The sequence below is a fragment of the Kitasatospora sp. NPDC022856 genome, from assembly GCF_055561235.1.
In genome coordinates this window covers 23,484-45,406 of the sequence record NZ_JBVHHE010000001.1, presented here as the reverse complement: position 1 = coordinate 45,406, position 21,923 = coordinate 23,484, and the positions used below count along the sequence as shown (strand labels likewise).

Here is a 21,923-nt window from a genome sequence, read left to right as displayed (position 1 = left end):
CGCTTGACTTCAAGCTGACTTCAAGTTGCAGGATCGTGGGCATGACGACGAACACCGCCACCGCGGCCGGCTTCGAGCAACTCCCGGACCTGATCGGCCGGATGACCGGCGCCGAGAAGCACGGCCCGGCCGCCACCTCCACCCTGGACGTGCTCTGGGTGCTGTACGACCGCGTCCTGCGGGTCACCCCGGGCACCGCGGAGGACCGGGAGCGGGACCGCTTCCTGCTCTCCAAGGGCCACGGCCCGATGGCGTACTACGCGGTGCTGGCGGCGAAGGGCTTCATCGACCCGGAGCTGCTCCCGAGCTTCGGCGCCTACGACTCGCCGCTCGGCCACCACCCGGACCGCCTGCTGATCCCCGGGGTGGAGATCAGTTCCGGCTCGCTCGGGCACGGTCTGCCGCTGGCGGTCGGGACCGCGCTCGGGCTGCGCGCCCAGGGACTCGACGACCCGGCGGTCTGGGTCCTGCTCGGGGACGCGGAGTTCGACGAGGGCTCGAACCACGAGGCGCTGGCCTTCGCCGGCGCGTACGGGCTGGACCGGCTGCACGTCGTCGTCATCGACAACTCCTCGGCCACGCACGGGTGGCGGGGCGGCATCGCGGCGCGCTTCGCGGGCGAGGGCTGGTCGGCCGAGACCGTGGACGGGCGCGACCACGAGGCGCTGTACGCGGCGTTCACCGCGGAGCACCCGGGGCGCCCGCGCGTCGTGGTGGCCCGGGTGGAGCCGAAGAACCCCTGAGTGCCGCGTCCGTCCGCCGCCCCGACAAGACCTCTCACCAGTAAGGGACTTCACCTCCATGGACACCATGCGCGAGCGCTTCGTCGACGTGACCGCCCGGCTGCTCGACGACGACCCGCGGCTGGCCGTCGTGCTGGCCGACATCAGCGCCTCGGGCTTCGCCCCCGCCGCCGAGCGCCACCCCGACCGGGTGGTCAACGTGGGCATCCGCGAGCAGCTGCTGATCGGCGCGGCCGGCGGACTGGCGCTCACCGGGATGCGGCCGATCGCCCACACCTTCGCCAGCTTCCTGATCGAACGCCCCTTCGAGCAGGTCAAGTTGGACCTCGTCCACCAGGGCGTCGGCGCGGTGCTGGTGAGCGCCGTCGGCTCCTACGACTGGCCCGCCGGCGGCCGGACCCACATGTCGCCGGGCGACGTCGCGCTGCTGGACACCCTGCCGGACTGGACGGTCCACGTCCCGGGGCACCCCGACGAGGCGGAGCGGTTGCTGCGGCACGCGGTGGCCGACGGCGACCGCAATGTGTACGTGCGGCTGTCCGAGCACCGCAACGCCTCGGCGGTACCGGTCGAGGCGGGGCGGTTCACCGTCCTGCGCCGGGGCGCCAACGGCGTGGTGCTCGCGGTCGGCCCGATGCTGGACGCCGTGCTGGCGGCCACCGAGGGGCTGGACGTCTCGGTGCTGTACGCGGCCACCGTGCGGCCGTTCGACGCGGCCGGGCTCCGGGCGGTGGTCCGCGGACGCGCGGACGTGGTGGTGGTCGAGCCCTACCTGGCCGGGACGTCCGCCGGGGAGGTGCACGCGGCGCTGGCGGACCGGGCGCACCGGGTGCTCGCCCTCGGGGTGCCGCGCGCGGAGCACCGGCACTACGGCTCGATGGCCGAGCACCTGGCCGCCTACGGCCTGGACGCGCCCGGGCTGCGGGAGCGGATCGGCACCTTCCTCTGGTGATCCGGCGGGCGAACCGAGGCGCGGGCCGGCCCCGGCCGCGCCGCTCACAGCCGGACGACCGCGACGGAGTCCGGCCCCAGCCGCACCGCCGCCCCGTCGAGCGCGCACTCGCCGAAGGACGCCACCACCTCCCGCCCCGGCCCCCCGAGCGGCAGCGCGGCGGGGGCGCCGCCCAGGTTGACCGCCACCCGGTGGGCCCCCCGGTGCAGCACCAGCCACCGGGCCGCCTCGTCGTACTCGGTCCGGACGGCCGCGAGGTCCGGGTCGGAGAGCTCCGGCCGGGTGCGCCGCAGCCGGATCAGCGTCCGGTACCAGGTGAGCAGTTCGGCGTGCGGGGCGCGCCCCGGCTCGGTCCAGTCGAGGACGGAGCGCAGCACGGTGGCCGGCTCCTGCGGGTCCGGCACCGCGTCGGCCCGCCAGCCGTGCTCGGCGAACTCCCGCCGCCGGCCCTGGCGGACGGCCTCGGCCAGGTTCGGGTCGGTGTGGTCGGTGAAGTACTGCCACGGGGTGGCCGCGCCCCACTCCTCGCCCATGAACAGCATCGGGGTGAACGGCGAGGCGAGCACCAGGGCGGCCCCACAGGCGAGCCGCCCCGGGGAGAGACCGGGGGAGAGCCGGTCGCCGAGGGCCCGGTTGCCGATCTGGTCGTGGGTCTGCAGGTAACCGAGCAGCCGGTGGCCGTGCGCGGGCGGGAAGGGCCGGCCATGGCTGCGCTCCCGGAACGAGGACCAGGTGCCGTCGTGGAAGAAGCCGCGGGTGAGCGTCCGGGCCACGGCGGCCAGCGGGGCGCGGGCGAAGTCCCCGTAGTAGCCCTGGGACTCGCCGGTGAGCGCGGTGTGCAGCGCGTGGTGGAAGTCGTCGCTCCACTGGGCGGTGAGGCCCTGGCCGCCGGCCTCGCGGGGGGTGGTGGTGCGGGGGGAGTTGAGGTCGGACTCGGCGACCAGGAACAGCGGCCGGTTGGTGGCGGTCGCCAACCGGTCCACCTCGCAGGAGAGTTCCTCCAGGAAGTGGACGGCGCGGTCGTCCGCGAGGGCGTGCACGGCGTCCAGCCGCAGGCCGTCGATCCGGTAGTCGCGCAGCCAGGCCAGCGCGCTGCCGATCAGGTACCGGCGCACCTCGTCCGAGCCGGGGGCGTCCAGGTTGACCGCCGAGCCCCACGGCGTGTGGTGCCGGTCGGTGAAGTACGGCCCGAAGGCGGGCAGGTGGTTGCCGGACGGGCCGAGGTGGTTGTGCACCACGTCCAGCACGACGCCGAGGCCCTTGCGGTGCGCGGCGTCCACGAAGCGCTTCAGCCCCTCCGGACCGCCGTAGGGCTCGTGCACGGCCCAGAGCGAGACCCCGTCGTAGCCCCAGCCGTGCCGGCCGGGGAACGGGCAGACCGGCAGCAGTTCGACGAAGTCGACACCCAGCTCGACGAGGTGGTCGAGGTGTTCGGCGGCGGCGTCGAAGGTGCCGGCGGCCGTGAAGGTGCCGACGTGCAGTTCGTACAGCACGGCGCCGGGCAGCGGGCGGCCGCGCCAGCCGGTCTGCGACCAGCGGAACGCGGCGTGGTCGACGGACCGGCTGGGCCCGTCCGGTCCGTGCGGCTGCCGGGGCGAGCGAGGGTCGGGCAGCGGGCGGCCGCCGTCCAGCCTGAACGCGTAGTCCCCGGCCGGCGCCGGCCCGTGCCACCAGCCGGGCCGGCCGTCGTCCCGGGCCAGCGGGTGCCGCGCGCCGTCGACCTCCACCTCGACCCGTTCGGTGGCCGCCGGGGCCCACACCTCGTAGGTCCGGACCTCGTGCGTCGTCACGCCTCGCCCCTCCTGGTCAGCAGCGCCACGGGCTGCGCGGTCAGCAGCTCCGCCACCGGTACCGGGCCGGCCGGGTGGCGGCGTCCGGTCAGTTCGTCCGTCCACGCGCCGCCGGCCGGCAGGTCCAGCGCGGTGTCCTGCCAGCCGCCGGCCCGGGCGAGCCCGTACGGCAGCCGGGTGACCGCCGTGATCACGTCGTCGCCGCGGGCGAAGGCGAGCAGGTGGTCGGCGGCCGGGCCCCGGGCGGCCAGCGGCCGGTAGGCGCCCAGCGGCCGGCGGCGGCGCAGGTGCAGCGCCGTCGCGGTCAGGTGCAGCTTCTCCCGGGCGAGGTCGCCCGCCCGGGGGGTGGCCGAGTCGGTGAGCCGGACGGCGAGCGCGCCGAGGTCCACCACGCCCCGGTTGTCCGGGTCGACCAGGGTGTACAGCGGCTCCTCGCTGCCCTGGTAGAGGTCCGGCACGCCGGGCACGGTCAGGTGCAGCAGGGCGGCGGAGAGGGTGTTGGCCCGGGCGTGGGGCGCGAGGGCCCGGACGAAGCCCTCGATCCGCGGGAGCAGCCCCGGGTTGGCGTAGGCGGCCCGGGCCCGGTCGGCCAGGGCCTGCTCGAAGCCGGCGTCGGGGGCCGTCCAGGAGGTCCGCAGCTTGGCCTCGCGGGCGGCCTTGAGCAGCGCGGGGACGAGCCGGTCCGGCGTGATCGGCCAGGCCGCGACCAGCGTCTGCCAGAGCAGCCAGTCGCTGTTCGGGTCGCCGCCCGGGCCGGCGGTGGTGGACCAGGCGGCGGCCTCGTCGGCCCAGGCCCGCGGCTGCTCGGCGAGCACGGCGAGGCGGGCGCGGGCGTCGGCGCTGCGCTTGGTGTCGTGGGTGGAGAGCACCGTCATGGTGGCCGGCCAGTGCTCCTCGACGTAGTGGCACCAGGCGTGGAACGCGGCGGGCGGGAGCCCGGGCCGGGCCGGCTCGCCGCCGACCTCGTTCAGCGCGAGCAGCGCGTTCCACCGGTAGAAGGCGGTGTCCTCGACGCCCTTGGCGGCGACGGCGGCGGCGGTCTGCGCGAAGCGGGCGCAGAACTCGTCCTTCTCGGGCCCGCTGCCGAGCCGCCCGAGGGCGAGGTCGGCGACCAGCCGCCCGGTGGCGTCCTCGGAGCCGTCGAGGGCCTCCCGCACCTGCTCCTCGGAGACCGCCGGGGCGGGCTCGCCGGGCCGGACGTACGGGCGGTACGCGGGGTAGCCGGTGAGCACCCGGCGCAGGGCGTCCCGCAGCTGCCAGGGCGCGTGGTCGGCGTGGGCGGGTTCGGCGGCGCCGATCCGCACGGCGAGCCGGACCAGCCGCTCGACCTCGGCGGCCAGCTCGCCGCGCGGGCCGGTCATGTCGGCCCGCCCGCGCCGGGCGGCGGCGACGGCCGGGTGCGGGTCCGCGCACGGCTCCCCGCCGGACCCGGCCCCGCTGACCGCGTGCTCGTAGGCGCCGGCCAGCCGGCAGGCGCCGGCGTGGTCGGTGAGCACGCCGTCGATGCGGCGCAGCGCGTCGTACCCGGTGGTGCCGGCGCACGGCCAGTCCCCGGGGAGGCGCTCCTCACCGGTGAGGATCTTCTCCACCACCGTGTAGGCGCCGCCGGTGGCCCCGGCGAGCCGGCGCAGGTAGCCGCGCGGGTCGGCCAGGCCGTCCGGGTGGTCGATCCGGAACCCGTCCAGGACGCCCTCGCGGTGCAGCCGCAGCAGCACGCCGTGGGTCGCCTCGAACACCTCGGGGACTTCGACCCGGACGGCGATCAGCTCGTTGACGGTGAAGAACCGCCGGTAGTTCAGCTCGGTGCGGGCCAGCCGCCACCAGGCGAGCCGGTACCACTGCCGGCTGAGCAGCTCGGGGAGCGGGAGGCCGGCGGTGCCGGGCCGCAGCGGGAGGGCGTGGTCGTGGTAGCGGAGCTCCTCGCCGTCGACCACGAGGTCGCCGAGGACGGCCCCGAGCCGGTCGCCCAGCAGCGGCAGCAGCACCCGGCCGCGGCCGGGGGAGTCCGGGGGGCCCGGCTGGGCGGTCCAGTCGATGTCGAACCAGGGTGCGTACGGCGAGTCGGGGCCGTCCCGCAGGACGTGCCAGAGCGGCCGGTTGAGCCGTTCGGGGACGGGGACGGCCATGTGGTTGGGCACCACGTCGGCGAGCAGCCGCAGGCCGTGCCGGTGGGCTTCGGCGGCCAGCGCGCGCAGCGCCGGTTCGCCGCCGAGCTGGGCGCTGATCCGGCCGTGGTCGACGGTGTCGTAGCCGTGGGTGGATCCGGGGGCGGCCTCCAGCAGCGGGGACAGGTGGAGGTGGGAGACGCCGAGGGCGGCGAGGTAGGGCACCGCGGCGGTGGCGTCGTGGAGGGTGAAGCCGGGCTGCAACTGGAGGCGGTAGGTGGCGGACGGTACTGCGGCCGGGCGGGGCTGGGCGGGCTCGGCGGCGTAGGTCATGTGTCCATGACTACCCGTGCGAGCCCGCGGCCAAGACCCGTTGCTGATCCGAACAGGTGAACGTGGTGACCGCGGCACGCCGTGGGGCCCGGCCGCGGACCCCGGGCGCCGCCCCGCGGCCGGGCGTCCGGCACCCGGCCTAGGCCGGCCGCTGGAGCACCATCAGCGAGCGGTCGACGAGCGAGAGCGCGTCCCCCGCCTTGACCCGGGCGCCGGCGCCGGGGGCGGGCAGCCGGGGCTGGGCGGTGTCGACCACGACCTGCCACTCCTGGCCGTGGTCGGCCGGGACGGTGAACTCCAGCGGTTCGAAGTGGGCGTTGAACATCAGCAGGAAGGAGTCGTCGACGATCCGCCCGCCGCGCCGGTCCGGCTCCGAGATGGCGTAGCCGTTGAGGAAGACGGTGAGCGACTTGGCGTAGCTGGCGCCCCAGTTGCGCTTGGTCATCTCCTCCCCGCCGGGGGTGAACCAGGCGATGTCGGTGAGGTCCTCGTAGTGGCCGGCGGCCGGGCGGCCGGAGACCGGGCGGCCGTGGAAGAAGCGGCGCCGCCGGAAGACGGGGTGGTCGCGGCGGAGCCAGATCATGCCCTGGGTGAATTCGAGCAGCCGGGACTCGGGGCCGTCACCCTCGGGCCAGTGCACCCAGGCGAGTTCGTTGTCCTGGCAGTAGGCGTTGTTGTTGCCCTCCTGGGTGCGGCCGAGCTCGTCGCCGTGCGAGAGCATCGGCACGCCCTGGGAGAGCATCAGGGTGGCGATCAGGTTCCGCTGCTGGCGGGCGCGCAGTTCCTCGATGGCCGGGTCGGTGCTCGGGCCCTCGACGCCGCAGTTCCAGGAGCGGTTGAAGGATTCGCCGTCCCGGTTGTCCTCGCCGTTGGCCGCGTTGTGCTTGTCGTTGTAGGAGACCAGGTCGCGCAGGGTGAAGCCGTCGTGGCAGGTGACGAAGTTGATCGAGGCGATCGGGCGGCGGCCGTCGTCCTGGTAGAGGTCGGAGGAGCCGGTGAGCCGGGAGCCGAACTCGGCGAGCGTGGCGTTCTCGCCGCGCCACAGGTCGCGCACGGTGTCCCGGTACATGCCGTTCCACTCCGTCCACAGCGGAGGGAAGTTGCCCACCTGGTAGCCGCCCTCGCCGAGGTCCCACGGCTCGGCGATCAGCTTGGCCTGGGAGACCACCGGGTCCTGCTGGACGAGGTCGAAGAACGAGGAGAGCCGGTCCACCTCGTGGAACTGCCGGGCCAGCGTGGCGGCGAGGTCGAAGCGGAAGCCGTCGACGTGCATCTCGGTGACCCAGTAGCGCAGCGAGTCCATGATCAGCTGGAGGACGTGCGGGCTGCGCATCAGCAGGCTGTTGCCGGTGCCCGTGGTGTCCTCGTAGAACCGCTGGTCCTGGGCGAGCCGGTAGTAGGAGACGTTGTCCAGGCCGCGCAGCGAGAGGGTGGGCCCGAGGTGGTTGCCCTCGGCGGTGTGGTTGTAGACGACGTCCAGGATCACCTCGATGCCGGCCGCGTGCAGCGCCTTCACCATCGACTTGAACTCCTGCACCTGCTGGCCTCTGTCCCCGGTGGAGGAGTAGGAGGAGTGCGGGGCGAAGAAGCCGACCGTGTTGTAGCCCCAGTAGTTGGCCAGGCCGAGGTCGCGCAGCCGGTGGTCGCGGACGAACTGGTGCACCGGCATCAGCTCGATCGCGGTGACGCCGAGCTTGGCCAGGTGCTCGATCACCGCCGGGTGGGCCAGCCCCGCGTAGGTGCCGCGGATCTCCTCGGGGATGCCGGGGTGGAGCTTGGTGAGGCCCTTCACGTGGGCCTCGTAGACCACCGTGCGGTGGTAGTCCGTGCGCGGCGGCCGGTCGGTGCCCCAGTCGAAGTACGGATTGACGACCACCGAGTGCATGGTGTGCGGGGCGGAGTCGAGGTCGTTGCGGCGCTCGGGCGCGCCGAAGTGGTAGCCGTAGACCGACTCGTCCCAGTCGATGTTCCCGCTCATCGCCTTGGCGTACGGGTCCAGCAGCAGTTTGGCGCTGTTGTGCCGCTGGCCGAGGCCCGGGTTGTACGGTCCGTGGACGCGGAAGCCGTACCGCCGGCCGGGCTGGACCCCGGGGAGGTAGGCGTGCCGGACGAAGGCGTCCGTCTCGCGCAGCTCGACGGCCGTCTCCGACCCGTCCTCGTCGAGCAGGCAGAGCTCGATGCGGTCGGCGCTCTCGGAGAACACCGCGAAGTTGGTACCGGCCCCGTCGAAGGTGGCACCGAGGGGGTAGGGCTTCCCTGGCCAGACCTGCATGAGTCCTCAACTTCCTTGTGTCGGAGGGAAACTGACAGGTAGTCCGACTATCAGCCCGGACCCCGACGCTCTCTTCCCGGCTGGGCGGCCGGGCATGTGCGACGGTCGCGCGCCGTGACGCACGGCACAGTCCGCATACTCCCCGACGCCGCCCCCGAGGGCGGGGCCATTCGCCGCGTGTTCGCCCGAACGGGTGTCCGCCGGGTACCCCCGGGGCCGCCGGGACGCACGGGGCGGCCGGGGCGCACGCGCCCCCTCGGCCAACCGGCTGCGGGCGCCTCGCGGCGGGCAGTACCCTTGATCGTCCGGCCGCTTCCCGCGCCGTGGCGATCCATCAGGGAGTGCGGCGCCGGCGGACGCGGCAGGACCGGCAGCACCCGACAGAAGACCCGACAGGCGATCCGGCAGACCACCGGCTCCGGCAGCAACCAGGTGAGGTGGCGCATGGTGTACCCCGCCGGCGGCCGTGGCGGTGGGCCCGGCGGCCCCGACCGGGGCGGCGCCCGCAGCGAGGCCCCGACGGTCGTCATGCGCCCCGCCATGACCGGCCGGGCCGTGGTGCCGGCCCAGGGCGGCCCGGTCGAGATACCGGCCCTCGCCTGGTCCGGCGCCGAGTGGGAGGACGCCTACCAGCGGGTCCGGCTGGCCGGGCGGGCGTACGTCTGGCTCAACCTGGTCGAGCAGCGGCTGCGCTCCCTCGTCGACGAGGTGCTCTACCCCATCTACGCGCCCGCCCACGGCGAGGACTGGGTGACGGCCGCGGCCGGCCCGGCCGGCGAGGAGTGGGCCCACCGGGCCGGCGCCGTCCGCGAGGTCAGCCGCCGCAAGGGCTACCTGCTCGACCCGGCCGACGACGACCCGCTGGTCTTCCTCACCCTGCCCCAGCTGCGCGAGCTGATGGTCCAGCACTGGCCCTGCTTCGACCCCTACCTGGCCGACCGCCGGGAGATCGAGCTGGCGCTGGACGAACTGGAGGTGGCCCGGCACGTCGTCTCCCGCAACCGCGTCCTCACCCCGACCGTGCTCGCCCAGACCGAACGCGCCGCCGCCCGGCTGCTCGCCGTGCTGGACGGCGGGACCGGCGGCGTCCCCGCCGACGTCGTCGAGTCCCTGGTGGCCGGCCGGTACGCGGACGTGGTCGCGGTGCACGCCGACCGGGTCCGGCTCCAGCGCGACCTGCCGGTGGAGGACCTGCTGGACGGCGCCCGGCGGCTGGACGCGCTCGGCATCGGCCTCGGCATGCTCTGCCAGAACTACACCGGCAAGCGCCTGGTCCGCCTCGCCACCGACGGCTGCCGGGTCCGGCTGCTCTTCCTCAACCCGGCGAGCAGCGCCGTCCGCCGCCGGGAACGCGAACTGGGCCTCGGCCGCGGCGAGCTGGCCCGTTCGATCGAGATGAACATCATGCACGTGCGCCGGGTCCGGGCCCGGCTGCGCGACCAGGGCGGCTTCGAGATCCGGGTCTTCGACGAGACCCCGCGCTTCACCGCCTACCTGGTCGAGGGCCCGCGCCCGTCCGGCCAGACCGGCGGCCCCCGCCGGCAGACCCGGGACCTCGGGGTGGTCCAGCCCTACCTGCGCCGGGCCCGCGGCATGGAGTCGCCCGCCCTGGTCCTGCGCGGCGGCGCTGGCCAGCAGCCGGGCGGCACCGACGCCGGGCTGCTGGAGGTCTACCGCGAGGAGTTCGAGGGCATCTGGGGGGACTCCCGGCCGGTCTCCTGAGCGGCCGGCGGGCCGGTTGGCGCGCAGGGGCCGGGGCCGCCGCGAAACCGGCTGGCCCGGCCGGCCGGGCCGCTGGAAGACTGCCCCGGTGACCACCACCCCCGCCTGGACGAAGCGCCCCGCCACGACCGCCGACCTCGAACCCCTGGTCGAGCTGCGCGCCGTGGTGCTGCGCCCCGACCTCGAACGGCTCGGCCGCTACGACGAGCACCGGGTCCGGCGGCGGCTGCGCGACTCCTTCTCCACCCGCTGGACGTCGGCCGTGCTGGTCGACGGCGCCCTCGCCGGCTGCGTCACCGTCCGCCCCGACGGGCGGGGCGGGCGGCTGCTGGAGCACTTCTACCTCGCCCCGGAGCTCCAGGGCCGGGGCGTCGGCTCCGGCGTCCTGCGGTCCGTCCTGGCCGAGGCCGACGCCGCCGGCGAGCCGGTGCGGCTCGACGTCCTCCGGGGCAGCCCCGCGCGCCGCCTCTACGAGCGGCACGGCTTCACCCTGGTCTCCGAGGACCCGGTGGACGTCCGGCTGCTCCGCCGGCCCGTCGGCTCGCCCGCCGCCGCCCGGCTGCGGGACCGGGCCCTGCTCTGGACCATCGGCGAGCTGCGGGCCCGCGAGGTGGTGGAGGCGGCCTGCGGGGCCCTGGCCGCCGGGCTCGACACCCCGGCCCTGCGGGCCCTCGCCGCCTGCACCTACGGGGAGGCGGACGCCTCGGTCGCCGAGCTGCTGGCGCCGGCGCTCGCGGAGCTCGGACTCGACCTCCCGCCGGTCGACAGCCGCTCCGCCGATCGGGCGGGGCTGGTGGCGCTGGCCGCCCGGCTGCTGACCGGCGAGCTGACGCCGAGGGAGCTGGCGCACGCGGCGCACCGGCGGTGGGGGCACGAGGACGGGCCGGCCGAGGCGCTCGCCCTCCTCGACGACGACTACGACCTGCTCGGCCGCAGCACCCGGACGCGCGGCGAACTCGACGAGGAGGTGTGGGCCGAGGCCCGCCGGCTGACCGCGCACACGGGGGCCGGGGCCGGGGCGGCGGCCGGGGCGTCGGCCGCGGCGGCGAACTGATCCGCGGGCGGCGTCCGGCCACCACCGCCGAAGCGCCGCCGCCGCGTCGGTCCGGCGGGCCCGGCCCGCTCGCGGCGGCCCCGGGTGGCCGCTCACCGACCCCGGGGGCTGTCGACCGGGCCTGGGCCAGTGGCGGAGCCGTCATGGCCGCGTCGGTCAGCGGCGGCCCGGACCGGCCGCCGGGCCACTCGCGGCGGGCCACCGCCGCTGGGCACTTCGCCGGTCTCCACCGGGCCCGGGACGGTGCCGGCGGGCCGGGCCGGAGCCTGCCCGGCGAGGCCCGGGGGCGGTGCCCGCCCGCCCCACCGGCGGCGTTGTCGGTGGCCCGGGCGATGATAGGGGCTGTTTCGACCAGCAGGACGGAAGGACGCACCCCTATGAGCTGGTGGCAGCAGCCACTGGTCGGCTTCGACCTGGAGACCACGGGCACCGACCCGACCGTGGACCGCATCGTCACGGCCGCCCTCGTGGACACCGTCGGAGCCCGCCGGCTGAGCGCCACCGGCTGGCTGGTCGACCCGGGTGTCCCGATCCCCGCCGAGGCGGAGGCGATCCACGGCATCGGCGACGAGCTCGTCCGCAGCAAGGGCCGCCCGGCCAAGGCGGCGGTCGACGAGATAGCCACCGCCCTGTGCGAGCGGCTCGCCGCCGGTCACCCGGTGGTCGCCTTCAACGCCCCCTTCGACCTCTCGATGCTCGACGCCGAGCTGCGCCGCCACGGCCTGGCCCCCTTGGCCGAGCGCCTCGGCGGTCCGGTCGCGCCGGTCCTCGACGCCCTGGTCATCGACCGGGCCGTCGACAAGTACCGCAAGGGCTCGCGCACCCTCCAGCGGGTCTGCGAGGTGTACGGGGTCGAGCTGACCGACGCCCACGAGGCCGGCAGCGACGCCCTCGCCGCCGTCCGGGTCGCCGTCGCCCTCGCGGAGCGGTACCCGGCCGAGGTCGGCGAGGTGCCGCTCGCCGTCCTGCACACCCGCCAGATCGACTGGTACCGGAGCTGGGCGGAGGGCCTGGAGGCCTGGCTCCGCCGCGGCAAGGACCCGCAGGCCGTCATCGACCCGCGCTGGCCCCTGCGCTGAGGGCCTGACCGCCGGAGCACCCGGCCGGGCGGGCCGGGCCGACCGGGTCTCGCACCGCGTCGGGCACCGGCCCGGTCGTGCGGGACGGTGATCAGGTCCGCCGACCGGGTGGCCGGCGGTAGGGAGGCGTCGCACCCCGTACCCGGTGTTCAACCGCTGTCCGGGCGCGTCGGGTTGATCGGTCGCCCGGTGCGGAGCGGTGATCACCGGGCCGGGCTGTCGCGAGGTGTTCGGTCGGTCGGCCGGGTCAGCGCGCGGGGAGGTCGAAGCGGTAGCCCTGGGCGATCAGCCAGGGGAGCAGCTGCTTCAGCGCGGCGACGGTCTGGCTCCGGTCGCCGCCGCCGTCGTGCATCAGGATCACGCCGCCGGGCCGGAGTTGGCTCTGCACGGTGGAGACGATCGAGGCGACGCCCGGGCGGGACCAGTCGCGCGGGTCGACCGACCAGCCGAGCGGGCGCAGGCCCTCGGCCGCGGCGATGTGCTGGTTGTCGGCGGTGAACCCGCCGCCGGGGGCCCGGAACCAGGCGACCTCGGTGCCCGGCCCGCCGGCCCGCACGATCATGTCCCGGCCGCCGGAGATCTGGGACGCGGCCTTGTCGTGCGAGAGCGGGGCGAACGGCAGCGGGTGGCTCACGGTGTGGTCGCAGAGCCGGTGGCCGGCCGCCCGGATCCGCTTGACCATGGCGGGTTGGGCGGCGGCCTGCTGGCCGATCTGGCAGAACGTCGCCTTGACGCCGTACCGGGCCAGCAGGTCCAGGACCTCGCCGGTGGCGGGGCCCGGCCCGTCGTCGAAGGTGAGCGCCACCGTCCGCCCGCCGGAGGCGGTGGAGCGGACGACCGAGGTGGACACCCCGGTCGCGGGCGGGGCGGGCGGGGCCGGTGTCGTCGTGGGCGGCCGGGTGGCCTGTGCGGTGGACGGGGTCTTGGCGGGTACCGGGGTCTTCGAGGGCGCCGGGGTCCGCGGAGGAGCCGGTGGCTTGGGCGTGGCCGGTCCGCCGGTCGCGGGCTTCGAAGCCGGGACGGCGTCGCCCGGCGGGGTGGCGGCGGGGGCGCTGCCCGACGGCGTGGACGAGGACGGGGACGAGGACGCCGAGGAGGAGCCGGAGGGGGACCCGGCGGGCGAGGCGGACGGAGCCGGGGCGCCGGTGGCCGACGCGGTGGTGCCCGAGGCGTTCCCCGACGCGGTGGTGCCCGGCTGCGGCTGCAGCGCCCCGTTGGCGGTGCCGCAGGCGGCCAGGGCGAGTGAGGCGACCACCGCCACGCAGCCCGCGAGCAGCCGGCGGCGGCGTCGGACGGAGGGGGAGGGACGCTGCGAGGAGGTGTGCTCCGGCATGGCTGCGGCTCCTGAGGCACTGGGCGGCTACCGGTCCCCGGTCAGGGAGACTGTCCGACAAGACGCCCATCGGACCGCCCCGGTTGCACGCCGGAGCCGCCGATCCCACCCGGGAGACGGCAGGCTCAGAACGGGTACCAGCGCACCCCGGTGGCGCCCTCGCGCAGCGAATCGACCCGCCGGCGGAACTCCGCCAGCGCGGCCGGGTTGCCCGGCGCCTGCTGGGCCACCCAGGAGGCGCTTGCCGTCTCGCGGGCGCCGCGCAGCACCGCGAAGCCCGCCCACTCCCGGACGTCCCAGCCGTACGCCTCGGTGAACGCCCGGTACTCCTCGGCCGGGACGCCGTACCGGTCGTGGCTGAGTGCGAGCACCACCAGGTCGTGCTCGCGCAGGTCGTGCGAGGCGTACTCCAGGTCGAGCAGGACGGGTCCGTCCGCCCCGATGTGGACGTTGCGCGGCAGCGCGTCGCCGTGGATCACGCCGGTCGGCAGCTGCGCGGGCAGGCCGGGCAGCGCGGCGGCGAAGTCGTCGCGGCGGTCCCGGAGGAAGGCGACGTCGGCGGGGTCGACGTGCCCCTCGGCGGAGGCCAGCCAGCGCTCGACGGGGGCGAGGAGGTCCCGCCGGGCGAGCGGGAAGGGCGGCAGCGGCAGCCGGTGGAGGGCGAGCAGCAGCGGCGCGAGGTCCACCGGCCGGGCGGGCCGTTCGGCGGGGGCCAGCCGCTCCCAGAAGGTCACGGGGTGGCCGTCGACGACGTTCGGCTCGGGCGGGACGGCGTCGTACGGGCGGACCACCGGGACGCCCCGGTCGGCGAGCCAGCGGGCGAAGCCGAGCTCCCGCCCGGCCCGGTCGGACAGCTCGGGGCCGCGGCCGACCTTGGCCACCACGGCCGGGTCGCCGAGGTCGAAGACGGCGTTCTCGCCCAGGGCGAGCAGCCGGGCGCCGCCGGGCTCGGGCAGGCCGGCGGACGCGCAGGCGCGGGCGAGCAGCAGCCGGGCGCGGCCCTCGTCGAAGGGGATCATGGGGCTGCTCCGTTCCGCGGGACGCCTGGACGGTGATCATCATGACGCACGCGGACCGGGCCCCGCGCGACGCGGGGCCCGGTCACGGCCGGCGGCCGGCGGGCGACGGGCGGGTGGCGGCCGGTGGACGGCGGGGTGCCGGCGGTGGTGTCGGACCCCGACCCGGCGGTGCCGGGCCCGCTCGGGTTCGGCCGGCCCGGTGGTGGTTCCGGGGCCGTGGACCGCTGCGCCGACCGGCGGGAGGCTCCCGCCGTGCGAGAGCCCGGGCAGCCACCGCAGCCAGGTCGGCAGGTACCAGTTGCGCTCGCCGAGCAGGGTCATCACCGCGGGCAGCAGCACCGCGCGGATCACCGTCGCGTCGATCAGTACCGCGACGGCGAGGCCGACGCCCATCTGCTTCATCGCCTGCATGGAGAGGGTGCCGAGGACCGCGAACACCGCGACCATGATCACTGCCGCGCTGGTGACCACCCCGGCGGTGAGAACCGGCCGCCGGTGCCGGCGGTGCCGGGGCGGCGCAGCCGGCCGAGCAGCGGGACGCGGCCCTTCTCGACCCGGTCGCCCAGCATGGACAGCAGGGCGGGCAGCACGGTGAGCGAGCCGAGCACGGCGGTGACCACGACCACGATGGTGGCGTAGGCCATCGCCTGGAACTCGGCCATGCCGGTGAGGAACATGCCGGCCATCGCGACCACCACGGTGACCCCGGCGACCAGCACGGCCCGGCCGCTGGTGGCGGCGGCGACCGCCGGCGCGGTCTCCAGGTCCCGCCCGGCGGCCCGCTCCTCGCGTTCGCGGCGCAGGTAGAAGAGGCAGTGGTCGACGCCGATGGTGAGGCCGACCAGCAGCATCACCGAGCCGGCGCTGTCGGTGGTGTGCAGGACGCCGCTGCCGAGCGCGACCAGTCCGCCGGCCGCGACGAAGGCGGTGACCGCGAGCACGACCGGCAGGACGGCGGCGACCAGCGCGCCGAAGGCGATCAGCAGGATGCCCAGCGCGAGCGGGACGGCGGTCCACTCGGCGCGGGTGAAGTCGCCGGAGAACTGCTCGTCGATCCACTTGCCGGAGCTGGCGTCGCCGGGTTCGGCCACGGTGAGGTCCGGGTGCTGCCGCCGGACGGCGGCGACGGCGTCCCGCACGGCCGTGACGTTCTTCACAGCCACCTCGTCCCCGCCGGCGACGTTGAAGCGGACGAGGACGGAGCGGCCGTCCGCCGAGACCGCCCCGGTGTCGTACGGGGAGCGGACGTCGGTGGCCCGGCCGGTGCCGGTCACCCCGGCGAGCACCTGGTCGACGGCGGCACGGAAGGCCGGTGCGTCGGCGGTCGTGGTGGCACTCTGGATCAGCACGGTCTCGCTCGCCGGGGCGGTCAGCCCGGCGTCGTCGAGGATCCGCGCGGCTCGGGAGACCTGGCCGGGCATCGCCTCGGAGTCGGCGACCTCGGTGCTGCCGTGCGGTCCGCCGAGGTAGCCGGAGAGGACGACGAAGAGCAGCCAGCCGAAGACGGCTGCCTTTCTGTGCCGGGCGCTCCAGGCGCCCATCGCGGCGGCGAGGCCGAGCTTGGTCTTCACGGAGTCGTTCCCCCTGGGAGAGCGGCGGTCGTCGCGGGGCGAGAGTGCCGTCGGAGAGCCGGCCGCCGGAATCGGGCGCCGGTGTGCGTTCGGCGTCACAACCGACAGTAGGGAAGGGGCCGTTGAGCAGGCATCCGGCTGGCGGGGGAGTCGTCCCGGGGGTCTGCCACGGGGGCGGGGTGGGGTTATCCCTACCGGGGAACCCTGACTTCTCCTCCCTCAGAGTGGGTGCGAACTCCACCCTGAGGGGGAGCGGTCTCCACCCCGAGCACGAGGTGAGAGGGCCGGTCGGCGGGTGAAGATGGTGCGGGGCGGCTGGACGGCGTCCCTGAGGGGGTTGGTCTACGGGGGATATTTGCTTGCCGGTCGGCAAGCAAGTTCTCGTATGATGATGTCCTCATCTCACTTACCTGCCGACCGGCTAGGGGCGGGCCTCGTCGCCATGCCCTGCCGGTCCTCCGTCGCCCGGAGTCCCGTCCCCCAAGGGCTGGCGGTGAACCATGCCCAGGAGGCATCACGAGCATGTTCCACCGACTCGGACATTTCGTCGTCCGTCGCGCCTGGTGGGTGATCGCGGCATGGGTTGTCGCGATGATCGCGATCGTGGCCGGCGCGCCGACGATCACCGCACAGACCGACGAGGCTTCCTTCCTTCCCAAGCACTACGAGTCCATCCAGGCCTCGGCGCTCCAGGAGAAGGCGTTCCCGGCCAACTTCACGCCCTCCGCGATGGTGCTCTTCGAGCGCAACGACGGCGCCGCGATGAACGACGCCGACAAGGCCGCCATGGCCAAGATCGTCCAGGGTCTCTCGGACAAGAAGATCGCGGACGTCGAGAAGGTCATCCCGGTCAGCGAGCAGACGACGTCCAAGGACGGCAAGTACGCGCTCGCGCCGATAGCCATCGACAAGGCCAAGCAGCAGTCCGAGGACTTCGGCGAGGCCGCCAAGCACCTCCGCGAGGAGGGCAAGTCGCTCACCTCGGGGACCGACCTGAAGTTCCAGCTCGGTGGCGCCGCCGCCCAGGCGCTGGACCAGAAGGAGTCCTCCGGCTCGGCCGACGCGCTCATCGCGATGTCCACGGTCGTCCTGGTCGCGCTCATCGTCGGAATCATCTTCCGCAGCGTCCTGGCCGGACTTCTGCCGATCCTGATCTCGCTGGTGGTCGCCATGCCGACCGCCAACGGCGTGATCGCCTACGCCACCAAGGCGTTCGGCCTGGAGAGCACCCCGGTGCTGTCGGCGATCCTGATCGTCGTCGTGCTCGGTGTCGGCACCGACTACTTCCTCTTCCTGGCGTTCCGCTACCGCGAGCGGCTGCGGGCCGGGGACGACCGCAAGGAGGCCGTGGCCAACGCCGTCGGCCGGGTCGGTGAGGCGATCGCCTCGGCGGCCGGCGCCGTCACCGTCGCCTTCGCGGTGCTGATCCTCTCCAGCCTCGGCATGTTCAAGGCCCTCGGCCCGGCCCTGGCCATCGCGGTGATCGTCACCGCGCTCGCCTCGCTCACCCTGGCCCCCGCCGTGCTCGCGGTCATCCCGGCGCGCGGTGTGTTCTGGCCGGGCAAGAAGTGGATGAACGAGCCGGGCAACGCCCGCTTCACCGCGCTCGGCCGCATGGTCGAGAAGCGCCCCGCCCTGGTCGCCCTGGCCTCCGGCGGCGTGCTGGTGGCGCTGTCGGCCGGCGCCCTGGGCTACAACGGCACCTTCGACCTCGCGGGCAGCTCCATGCCCAAGGACAAGGAGTCGATGGTCGTCCAGGACAAGCTGATGAACGGCTTCTCGGCCGGCGCGGCCGACCCGAGCCACGTCTACCTGACCAGCACCGCGGGTACCAAGCTCGACCCGGCCGCGTTCGAGGGCTTCGCGGCCAAGCTCGGCGGCGTCCACGGGGTGTCCCCGGTCGCGGCGAAGCCCCAGCTCAGCGAGGACGGCACGACGGCCGACTTCACCGTGCTGCTCAACAACGAGCCGTCCAGCAACGCGGCGATCGACTCGGTCACCGAGCTGCGGGAGGTCGCGCACAGCCAGGCGCCGACCGGCACGGAGGCGAAGGTCGGCGGTCTGACCGCCGTCTACAAGGACATCAACCTCGCGATGAACCACGACTACAAGCTGGTGTTCCCGGTCGCGGGTCTGCTGATCCTGCTGATCCTGGGCCTGCAGCTGCGCAGCGTGGTCGCCCCGTGGTACCTGATGGTCTCGGTCGGGCTCGGCTTCACGGCCACCCTCGGCTCCGCCACGCTGCTCTTCCAGAAGCTGGGCAGCGAGAGCGGTCTGATGTTCATGCTGCCGATCCTGATCTACCTCTTCGTGGTGGCGATCGGGACGGACTACAACATCCTGATCATCGCCCGCCTGCGGGAGGAGGCCCGCGCGGGCCGCAACCCGCGTGAGGCGGCCCGTGAGGCGCTGCGCCACGGCGGCCCGACCGTCGCGGCGGCCGGGTTCATCCTGGCGGCGTCGTTCGCGACCTTCATGCTCGCGGGCAACGTGTTCATGCTGGAGTTCGGCTTCGCGATGGCCTTCGGCATCGCCCTGGCGGCCTTCGTGATGGCGCTCTTCTTCACCCCGGCGCTCACCGCGCTGATCGGCCGCGCCGCCTGGTGGCCCGGCCACGGCGCCGACGACCAGCACCAGTCCGGCCCGGCCCCGGTGGCCGGTTCGCACGGTGTGCCGGAGCCGGCCGGACGGCACTGACCGCCCCGTCGCACCGCACGGCACGCGGCGTCCGCTTCGGCGGGCGCCGCGTGCCCCCTTTGCGGCGCGGGCAAACGTGACGTGCCAGGCAATAAGTCCCCGGTCAATCGGGGTGGCGCCGTGCTACAGTCGACTCAGTTGCAGTTTTGGTTCCCATGAACGTTTGTGTGCGCCTGCTGGTTCAACCCAACAGGCGCATTTGTTTTGTCCGGTGTTTCAGTCTCCGGATGGGGATCGCGGCTACTTGGGGTCCACGAAGTGTGGGCTCTGATGCCCCAGTTTTTTTGAGGAGACGGTTATGGCTACCGGCACCGTGAAGTGGTTCAACAGCGAAAAGGGCTTCGGCTTCATCGAGCAGGATGGTGGCGGCGCTGACGTGTTCGCCCACTACTCGAACATCAGCGCTCAGGGCTTCCGTGAGCTCGTCGAGGGCCAGAAGGTCGAGTTCGACGTCACGCAGGGCCAGAAGGGCCCGCAGGCCGAGAACATCCGCGTCATCTGAGTCCAGCTTCCGAGCTGACTCGCGATCTCGCGTAGCGAGGGCCCGTACCGCACGGTGCGGGCCCTCGTGCATGCCGCCGAACGGCCGGGGCGGCGAATTCCCACCCGACGGCCGACCAGCCCCGACCGGGCTGTGCCTCCCATCGGATGGAGAATCCATGACCACCCCTGCCCGCGCACCCCGTGACAACGAGCGCGGCGGCGACCGTTCGCGCAAGCCCCGCACCGGCGGCGGCGCCCGCAACGGCGGCGCCCCCCGTGCCTCCCGCACCAGCGCCCCGCGCGCCGTCCAGGCGCCCGCCGACTTCACCGTCGTCCAGGGGGGCACCCCGCCGCGGCCCCCGGCGGCCACCTTCGGCGAGCTGGACCTGCCCAAGGGCATCCTCAGCGCGCTCACCCGCGAGGGCGTCACCGAGCCGTTCCCGATCCAGGGCGCCACCCTGCCGGACTCCATCGCCGGCCGCGACGTGCTCGGCCGCGGCCGCACCGGCTCCGGCAAGACGCTCGCCTTCGGCCTGCCGCTGCTGGCCCGCACGGCCGGCAAGCGCGCCGACTCCCGGCACCCGCTGGCCCTCGTCCTGGTGCCCACCCGTGAGCTGGCCCAGCAGGTCACCGACGCGCTCACCCCGTACGCCACCGCCGTGAACCTGCGGATCGCCACCGTCGTCGGCGGTATGTCGATCACCCGGCAGGCCAACGCCGTGCGCCGGGGCGCCGAGGTCCTGGTCGCCACCCCGGGCCGGCTGGACGACCTGATCAACCGCGGCGACGTCCGACTGGGCGACGTGGCCATCACCGTCCTCGACGAGGCCGACCAGATGGCCGACATGGGCTTCCTGCCGCAGGTCACCAAGCTGCTGGAGCAGGTCGCCGAGGGCGGGCAGCGGATGCTGTTCTCCGCCACCCTGGACCGCAACGTCGACCGGCTGGTCAAGCGCTTCCTGACCGATCCGGTCACCCACTCGGTCGACCCGTCGGCCGGCGCGGTGACCACCATGGACCACCACGTGCTCCAGCTGGACCCGGCCGACAAGGCCTCCGCGACCGCGCACATCGCCTCGCGCGACGGCCGCGTGATCATGTTCGTGCACACCAAGCACGGCGCCGACCGCCTCGCCAAGCAGCTGCTGGCCAACGGCGTGAAGGCGGCGGCCCTGCACGGCGGCAAGTCCCAGCCCCAGCGCAACCGGGTGCTCGACCAGTTCCGCGACGGTCTGGTGACCGCGCTGATCGCCACCAACGTGGCCGCCCGCGGCATCCACATCGAGGGCCTCGACCTGGTCGTCAACGTGGACCCGCCGATCGACCACAAGGACTACCTGCACCGCGGCGGCCGCACCGCCCGGGCCGGCGAGTCCGGCACGGTCGTCACCCTGGTCCTGCCCGACCAGCGGCGCGAGGTCAACCGGCTGATGACGGTCGCCGGCATCCGCCCGACCACGACGAAGATCCGCCCGGGCGACGCCGAGCTGACCCGGATCACCGGTGCCCGCACTCCCAGCGGCGTACCCGTCGCGGTGGTCGTCCCGGCTCCGGCCGCCGCTCCGGCCGCCGAGGCCAAGGCCGGCGCCCCGCGCCGCCGCCCCGCCAAGCGCTCGGGCCTGCCCACCGACGTCGACATGAACGGCAACCCGCGCCGCCCCCGTCCGAAGCAGCGCCTCGGCGGTGCCGGCGGCGGCCAGGGCGGCGGTGGCAGCCGCCAGGCCGCGGGCTTCATCGGCCGCTCCTCCGGCCGCCCGGCGCCCGGCTCGGGCTCCAAGACCGGCGCCAACTACGGCACCGGCCGCCAGCGCCGCAAGACCGACTGAGTCCTTCCGGACGCGGACGAGGACGAACGGCCCGGCTCCCCTCTGTGGGGGAGCCGGGCCGTTCGCGTGCGCCGGCAGGGGCGTGCCGGGGGGTGTGTCCCGGCCGGCTCCGGCCGGGCCGCTCAGGCGCTGGCGCTGAGCGCCGGTGCGGCGACGGCCCCGCGGCAGGCCCCGAGGTAGCGCCTGAGCACCAGGCGGGCGATCTCGGGGGCGGCGCCGAGGACCTCGGCGAGGACGTCCGCCTCCGCCTCGGCCGCGGCGTCCACGATCCGGTCCGGCAGCAGACCCGGGGCGAGCAGGTAGGGCGCGACGGCCACCCGGCGGGCCCCGGCCGCCCGCAGCGCGGCGGCGGCGGCGGGGACGCGCGGGCCGCCGGCGGAGGCGTACGCGACCTCGACGCCGGCCCAGCCGCGGGTCCGGCGCCACTCGGCGGCCACCGCCCGGGTGGCGGCGTCGGCGGCCGGGTCGGAGGAGCCGGCCGCGGCCAGCACGACACCGGTGCGGGCGCGGACGGCGGGGGAGCCGACGGCCAGCCCGGCCCCGGCGAGGCGGCGGTCCAGCGCGGCGAGCAGCAGCGGGGAGGGGGCGGGGAGCGGCCCGGTCGCCGGCGCCGCGTCCGCGACGCGCGGTCGCGCCGGGCCCAGCACGTCCGCGACCGGCAGGTCGGCGCCGGCGGCGCGCAGGGCGGCGGGGATGTCGTGCTTGGCGTGGAAGGCCCGGTTCAGCAGCAGCGGAACGGCCACGGCCGCCAACAGCCGGCCGGCCACCTGCGGGATCCGCGGCGCGCAGTGGTCCAGGTACGCGGTGGCGACCTCCAGCCCGGGGCGCAGCGCCCGGACCTGCTCGACCACCCCCGCCACGGTCGCGGCGTGGCGGGGGTCGCGGCTGCCGTGGGCGATCAGCAGGAGCGGTCGATCCGGTGCAGACATGATCACAGGAACCTC

General features: G+C 75.1%; 13 protein-coding genes and 2 pseudogenes. 8 read left to right on the top strand and 7 right to left on the bottom strand.

All coding sequences use genetic code 11. The features are described from left to right. Window positions 1-41: 41 nt before the first annotated feature. Together ACZ34W_RS00195 and ACZ34W_RS00190 are read left to right on the top strand one after the other, a co-directional pair. The gene (locus ACZ34W_RS00195; RefSeq protein WP_329487164.1) at window positions 42-743 is read left to right on the top strand and encodes a thiamine pyrophosphate-dependent enzyme; all 702 of its coding nucleotides are present in this window, start codon (window positions 42-44) and stop codon (window positions 741-743) included. 58 nt (window positions 744-801) lie between these two features. Next, window positions 802-1,695, top strand: coding sequence for a transketolase family protein (locus ACZ34W_RS00190; RefSeq protein ID WP_465600215.1), 894 nt, complete (start codon window positions 802-804; stop codon window positions 1,693-1,695). Window positions 1,696-1,739: 44 nt separating this feature from the next. Here the strand turns inward: ACZ34W_RS00190 and treZ are convergent, their stop codons facing one another. From treZ to glgX, 3 genes are all read right to left on the bottom strand, one after another. Continuing rightward, complete coding sequence (treZ, locus tag ACZ34W_RS00185; RefSeq protein WP_465600212.1) at window positions 1,740-3,485, bottom strand: malto-oligosyltrehalose trehalohydrolase; 1,746 nt, start codon at window positions 3,483-3,485, stop codon at window positions 1,740-1,742. After that, a complete protein-coding gene (treY, locus tag ACZ34W_RS00180) occupies window positions 3,482-5,923 on the bottom strand; it encodes a malto-oligosyltrehalose synthase (protein ID WP_465600209.1) in 2,442 nt (813 codons plus the stop codon). The genes treZ and treY overlap by 4 nt, the downstream gene beginning before the upstream one ends. A 139-nt stretch (window positions 5,924-6,062) precedes the next feature. Next, window positions 6,063-8,195 carry a glycogen debranching protein GlgX gene (glgX, locus tag ACZ34W_RS00175; protein WP_329487160.1) on the bottom strand — a complete coding sequence of 711 codons (2,133 nt, stop codon included), beginning with the start codon at window positions 8,193-8,195 and terminating at the stop codon, window positions 6,063-6,065. A gap of 444 nt (window positions 8,196-8,639) precedes the next feature. Between glgX and ACZ34W_RS00170 the strand changes: the two genes are divergently transcribed. The 3 genes and pseudogenes from ACZ34W_RS00170 (at window position 8,640) to ACZ34W_RS00160 (ending at window position 12,050) form a co-directional block, all read left to right on the top strand. Continuing rightward, window positions 8,640-9,917: an SAV2148 family HEPN domain-containing protein gene (locus ACZ34W_RS00170; protein ID WP_329487159.1), complete on the top strand. Its 1,278-nt coding sequence runs from the start codon at window positions 8,640-8,642 to the stop codon at window positions 9,915-9,917. 88 nt (window positions 9,918-10,005) lie between these two features. Next, window positions 10,006-10,455: pseudogene (locus tag ACZ34W_RS00165) on the top strand (GNAT family N-acetyltransferase); the annotation flags it as partial. A gap of 893 nt (window positions 10,456-11,348) precedes the next feature. Then, window positions 11,349-12,050 carry an exonuclease domain-containing protein gene (locus ACZ34W_RS00160; RefSeq protein ID WP_329487158.1) on the top strand — a complete coding sequence of 234 codons (702 nt, stop codon included), beginning with the start codon at window positions 11,349-11,351 and terminating at the stop codon, window positions 12,048-12,050. A gap of 247 nt (window positions 12,051-12,297) precedes the next feature. Here ACZ34W_RS00160 and ACZ34W_RS00155 read toward each other — a convergent pair whose 3' ends face one another. From ACZ34W_RS00155 to ACZ34W_RS00145, 3 genes and pseudogenes are all read right to left on the bottom strand, one after another. Then, window positions 12,298-13,383 carry a polysaccharide deacetylase family protein gene (locus ACZ34W_RS00155; RefSeq protein ID WP_465600204.1) on the bottom strand — a complete coding sequence of 362 codons (1,086 nt, stop codon included), beginning with the start codon at window positions 13,381-13,383 and terminating at the stop codon, window positions 12,298-12,300. Window positions 13,384-13,508: 125 nt separating this feature from the next. Continuing rightward, entirely contained in the window at window positions 13,509-14,402 is an 894-nt protein-coding gene (locus tag ACZ34W_RS00150; RefSeq protein ID WP_465600201.1) for a phosphotransferase enzyme family protein, read from the bottom strand. A 153-nt stretch (window positions 14,403-14,555) separates the two neighbouring features. After that, window positions 14,556-15,943 (bottom strand): annotated as a pseudogene (locus ACZ34W_RS00145) (MMPL family transporter); the annotation flags it as partial. 552 nt (window positions 15,944-16,495) lie between these two features. Here ACZ34W_RS00145 and ACZ34W_RS00140 point away from each other — a divergent pair. The 3 genes from ACZ34W_RS00140 (at window position 16,496) to ACZ34W_RS00130 (ending at window position 20,979) form a co-directional block, all read left to right on the top strand. Beyond that, the gene (locus ACZ34W_RS00140) at window positions 16,496-18,670 is read left to right on the top strand and encodes an MMPL family transporter (protein ID WP_329487155.1); all 2,175 of its coding nucleotides are present in this window, start codon (window positions 16,496-16,498) and stop codon (window positions 18,668-18,670) included. 298 nt (window positions 18,671-18,968) lie between these two features. Next, the gene (locus ACZ34W_RS00135; protein WP_329487154.1) at window positions 18,969-19,172 is read left to right on the top strand and encodes a cold-shock protein; all 204 of its coding nucleotides are present in this window, start codon (window positions 18,969-18,971) and stop codon (window positions 19,170-19,172) included. A 157-nt stretch (window positions 19,173-19,329) separates the two neighbouring features. Continuing rightward, the gene (locus ACZ34W_RS00130) at window positions 19,330-20,979 is read left to right on the top strand and encodes a DEAD/DEAH box helicase (protein ID WP_465600197.1); all 1,650 of its coding nucleotides are present in this window, start codon (window positions 19,330-19,332) and stop codon (window positions 20,977-20,979) included. A 122-nt stretch (window positions 20,980-21,101) separates the two neighbouring features. Here ACZ34W_RS00130 and ACZ34W_RS00125 read toward each other — a convergent pair whose 3' ends face one another. Continuing rightward, on the bottom strand, window positions 21,102-21,908 hold the full coding sequence (locus ACZ34W_RS00125; protein WP_465600194.1) for a sirohydrochlorin chelatase: 807 nt from the start codon (window positions 21,906-21,908) through the stop codon (window positions 21,102-21,104). Window positions 21,909-21,923 lie beyond the last annotated feature (15 nt).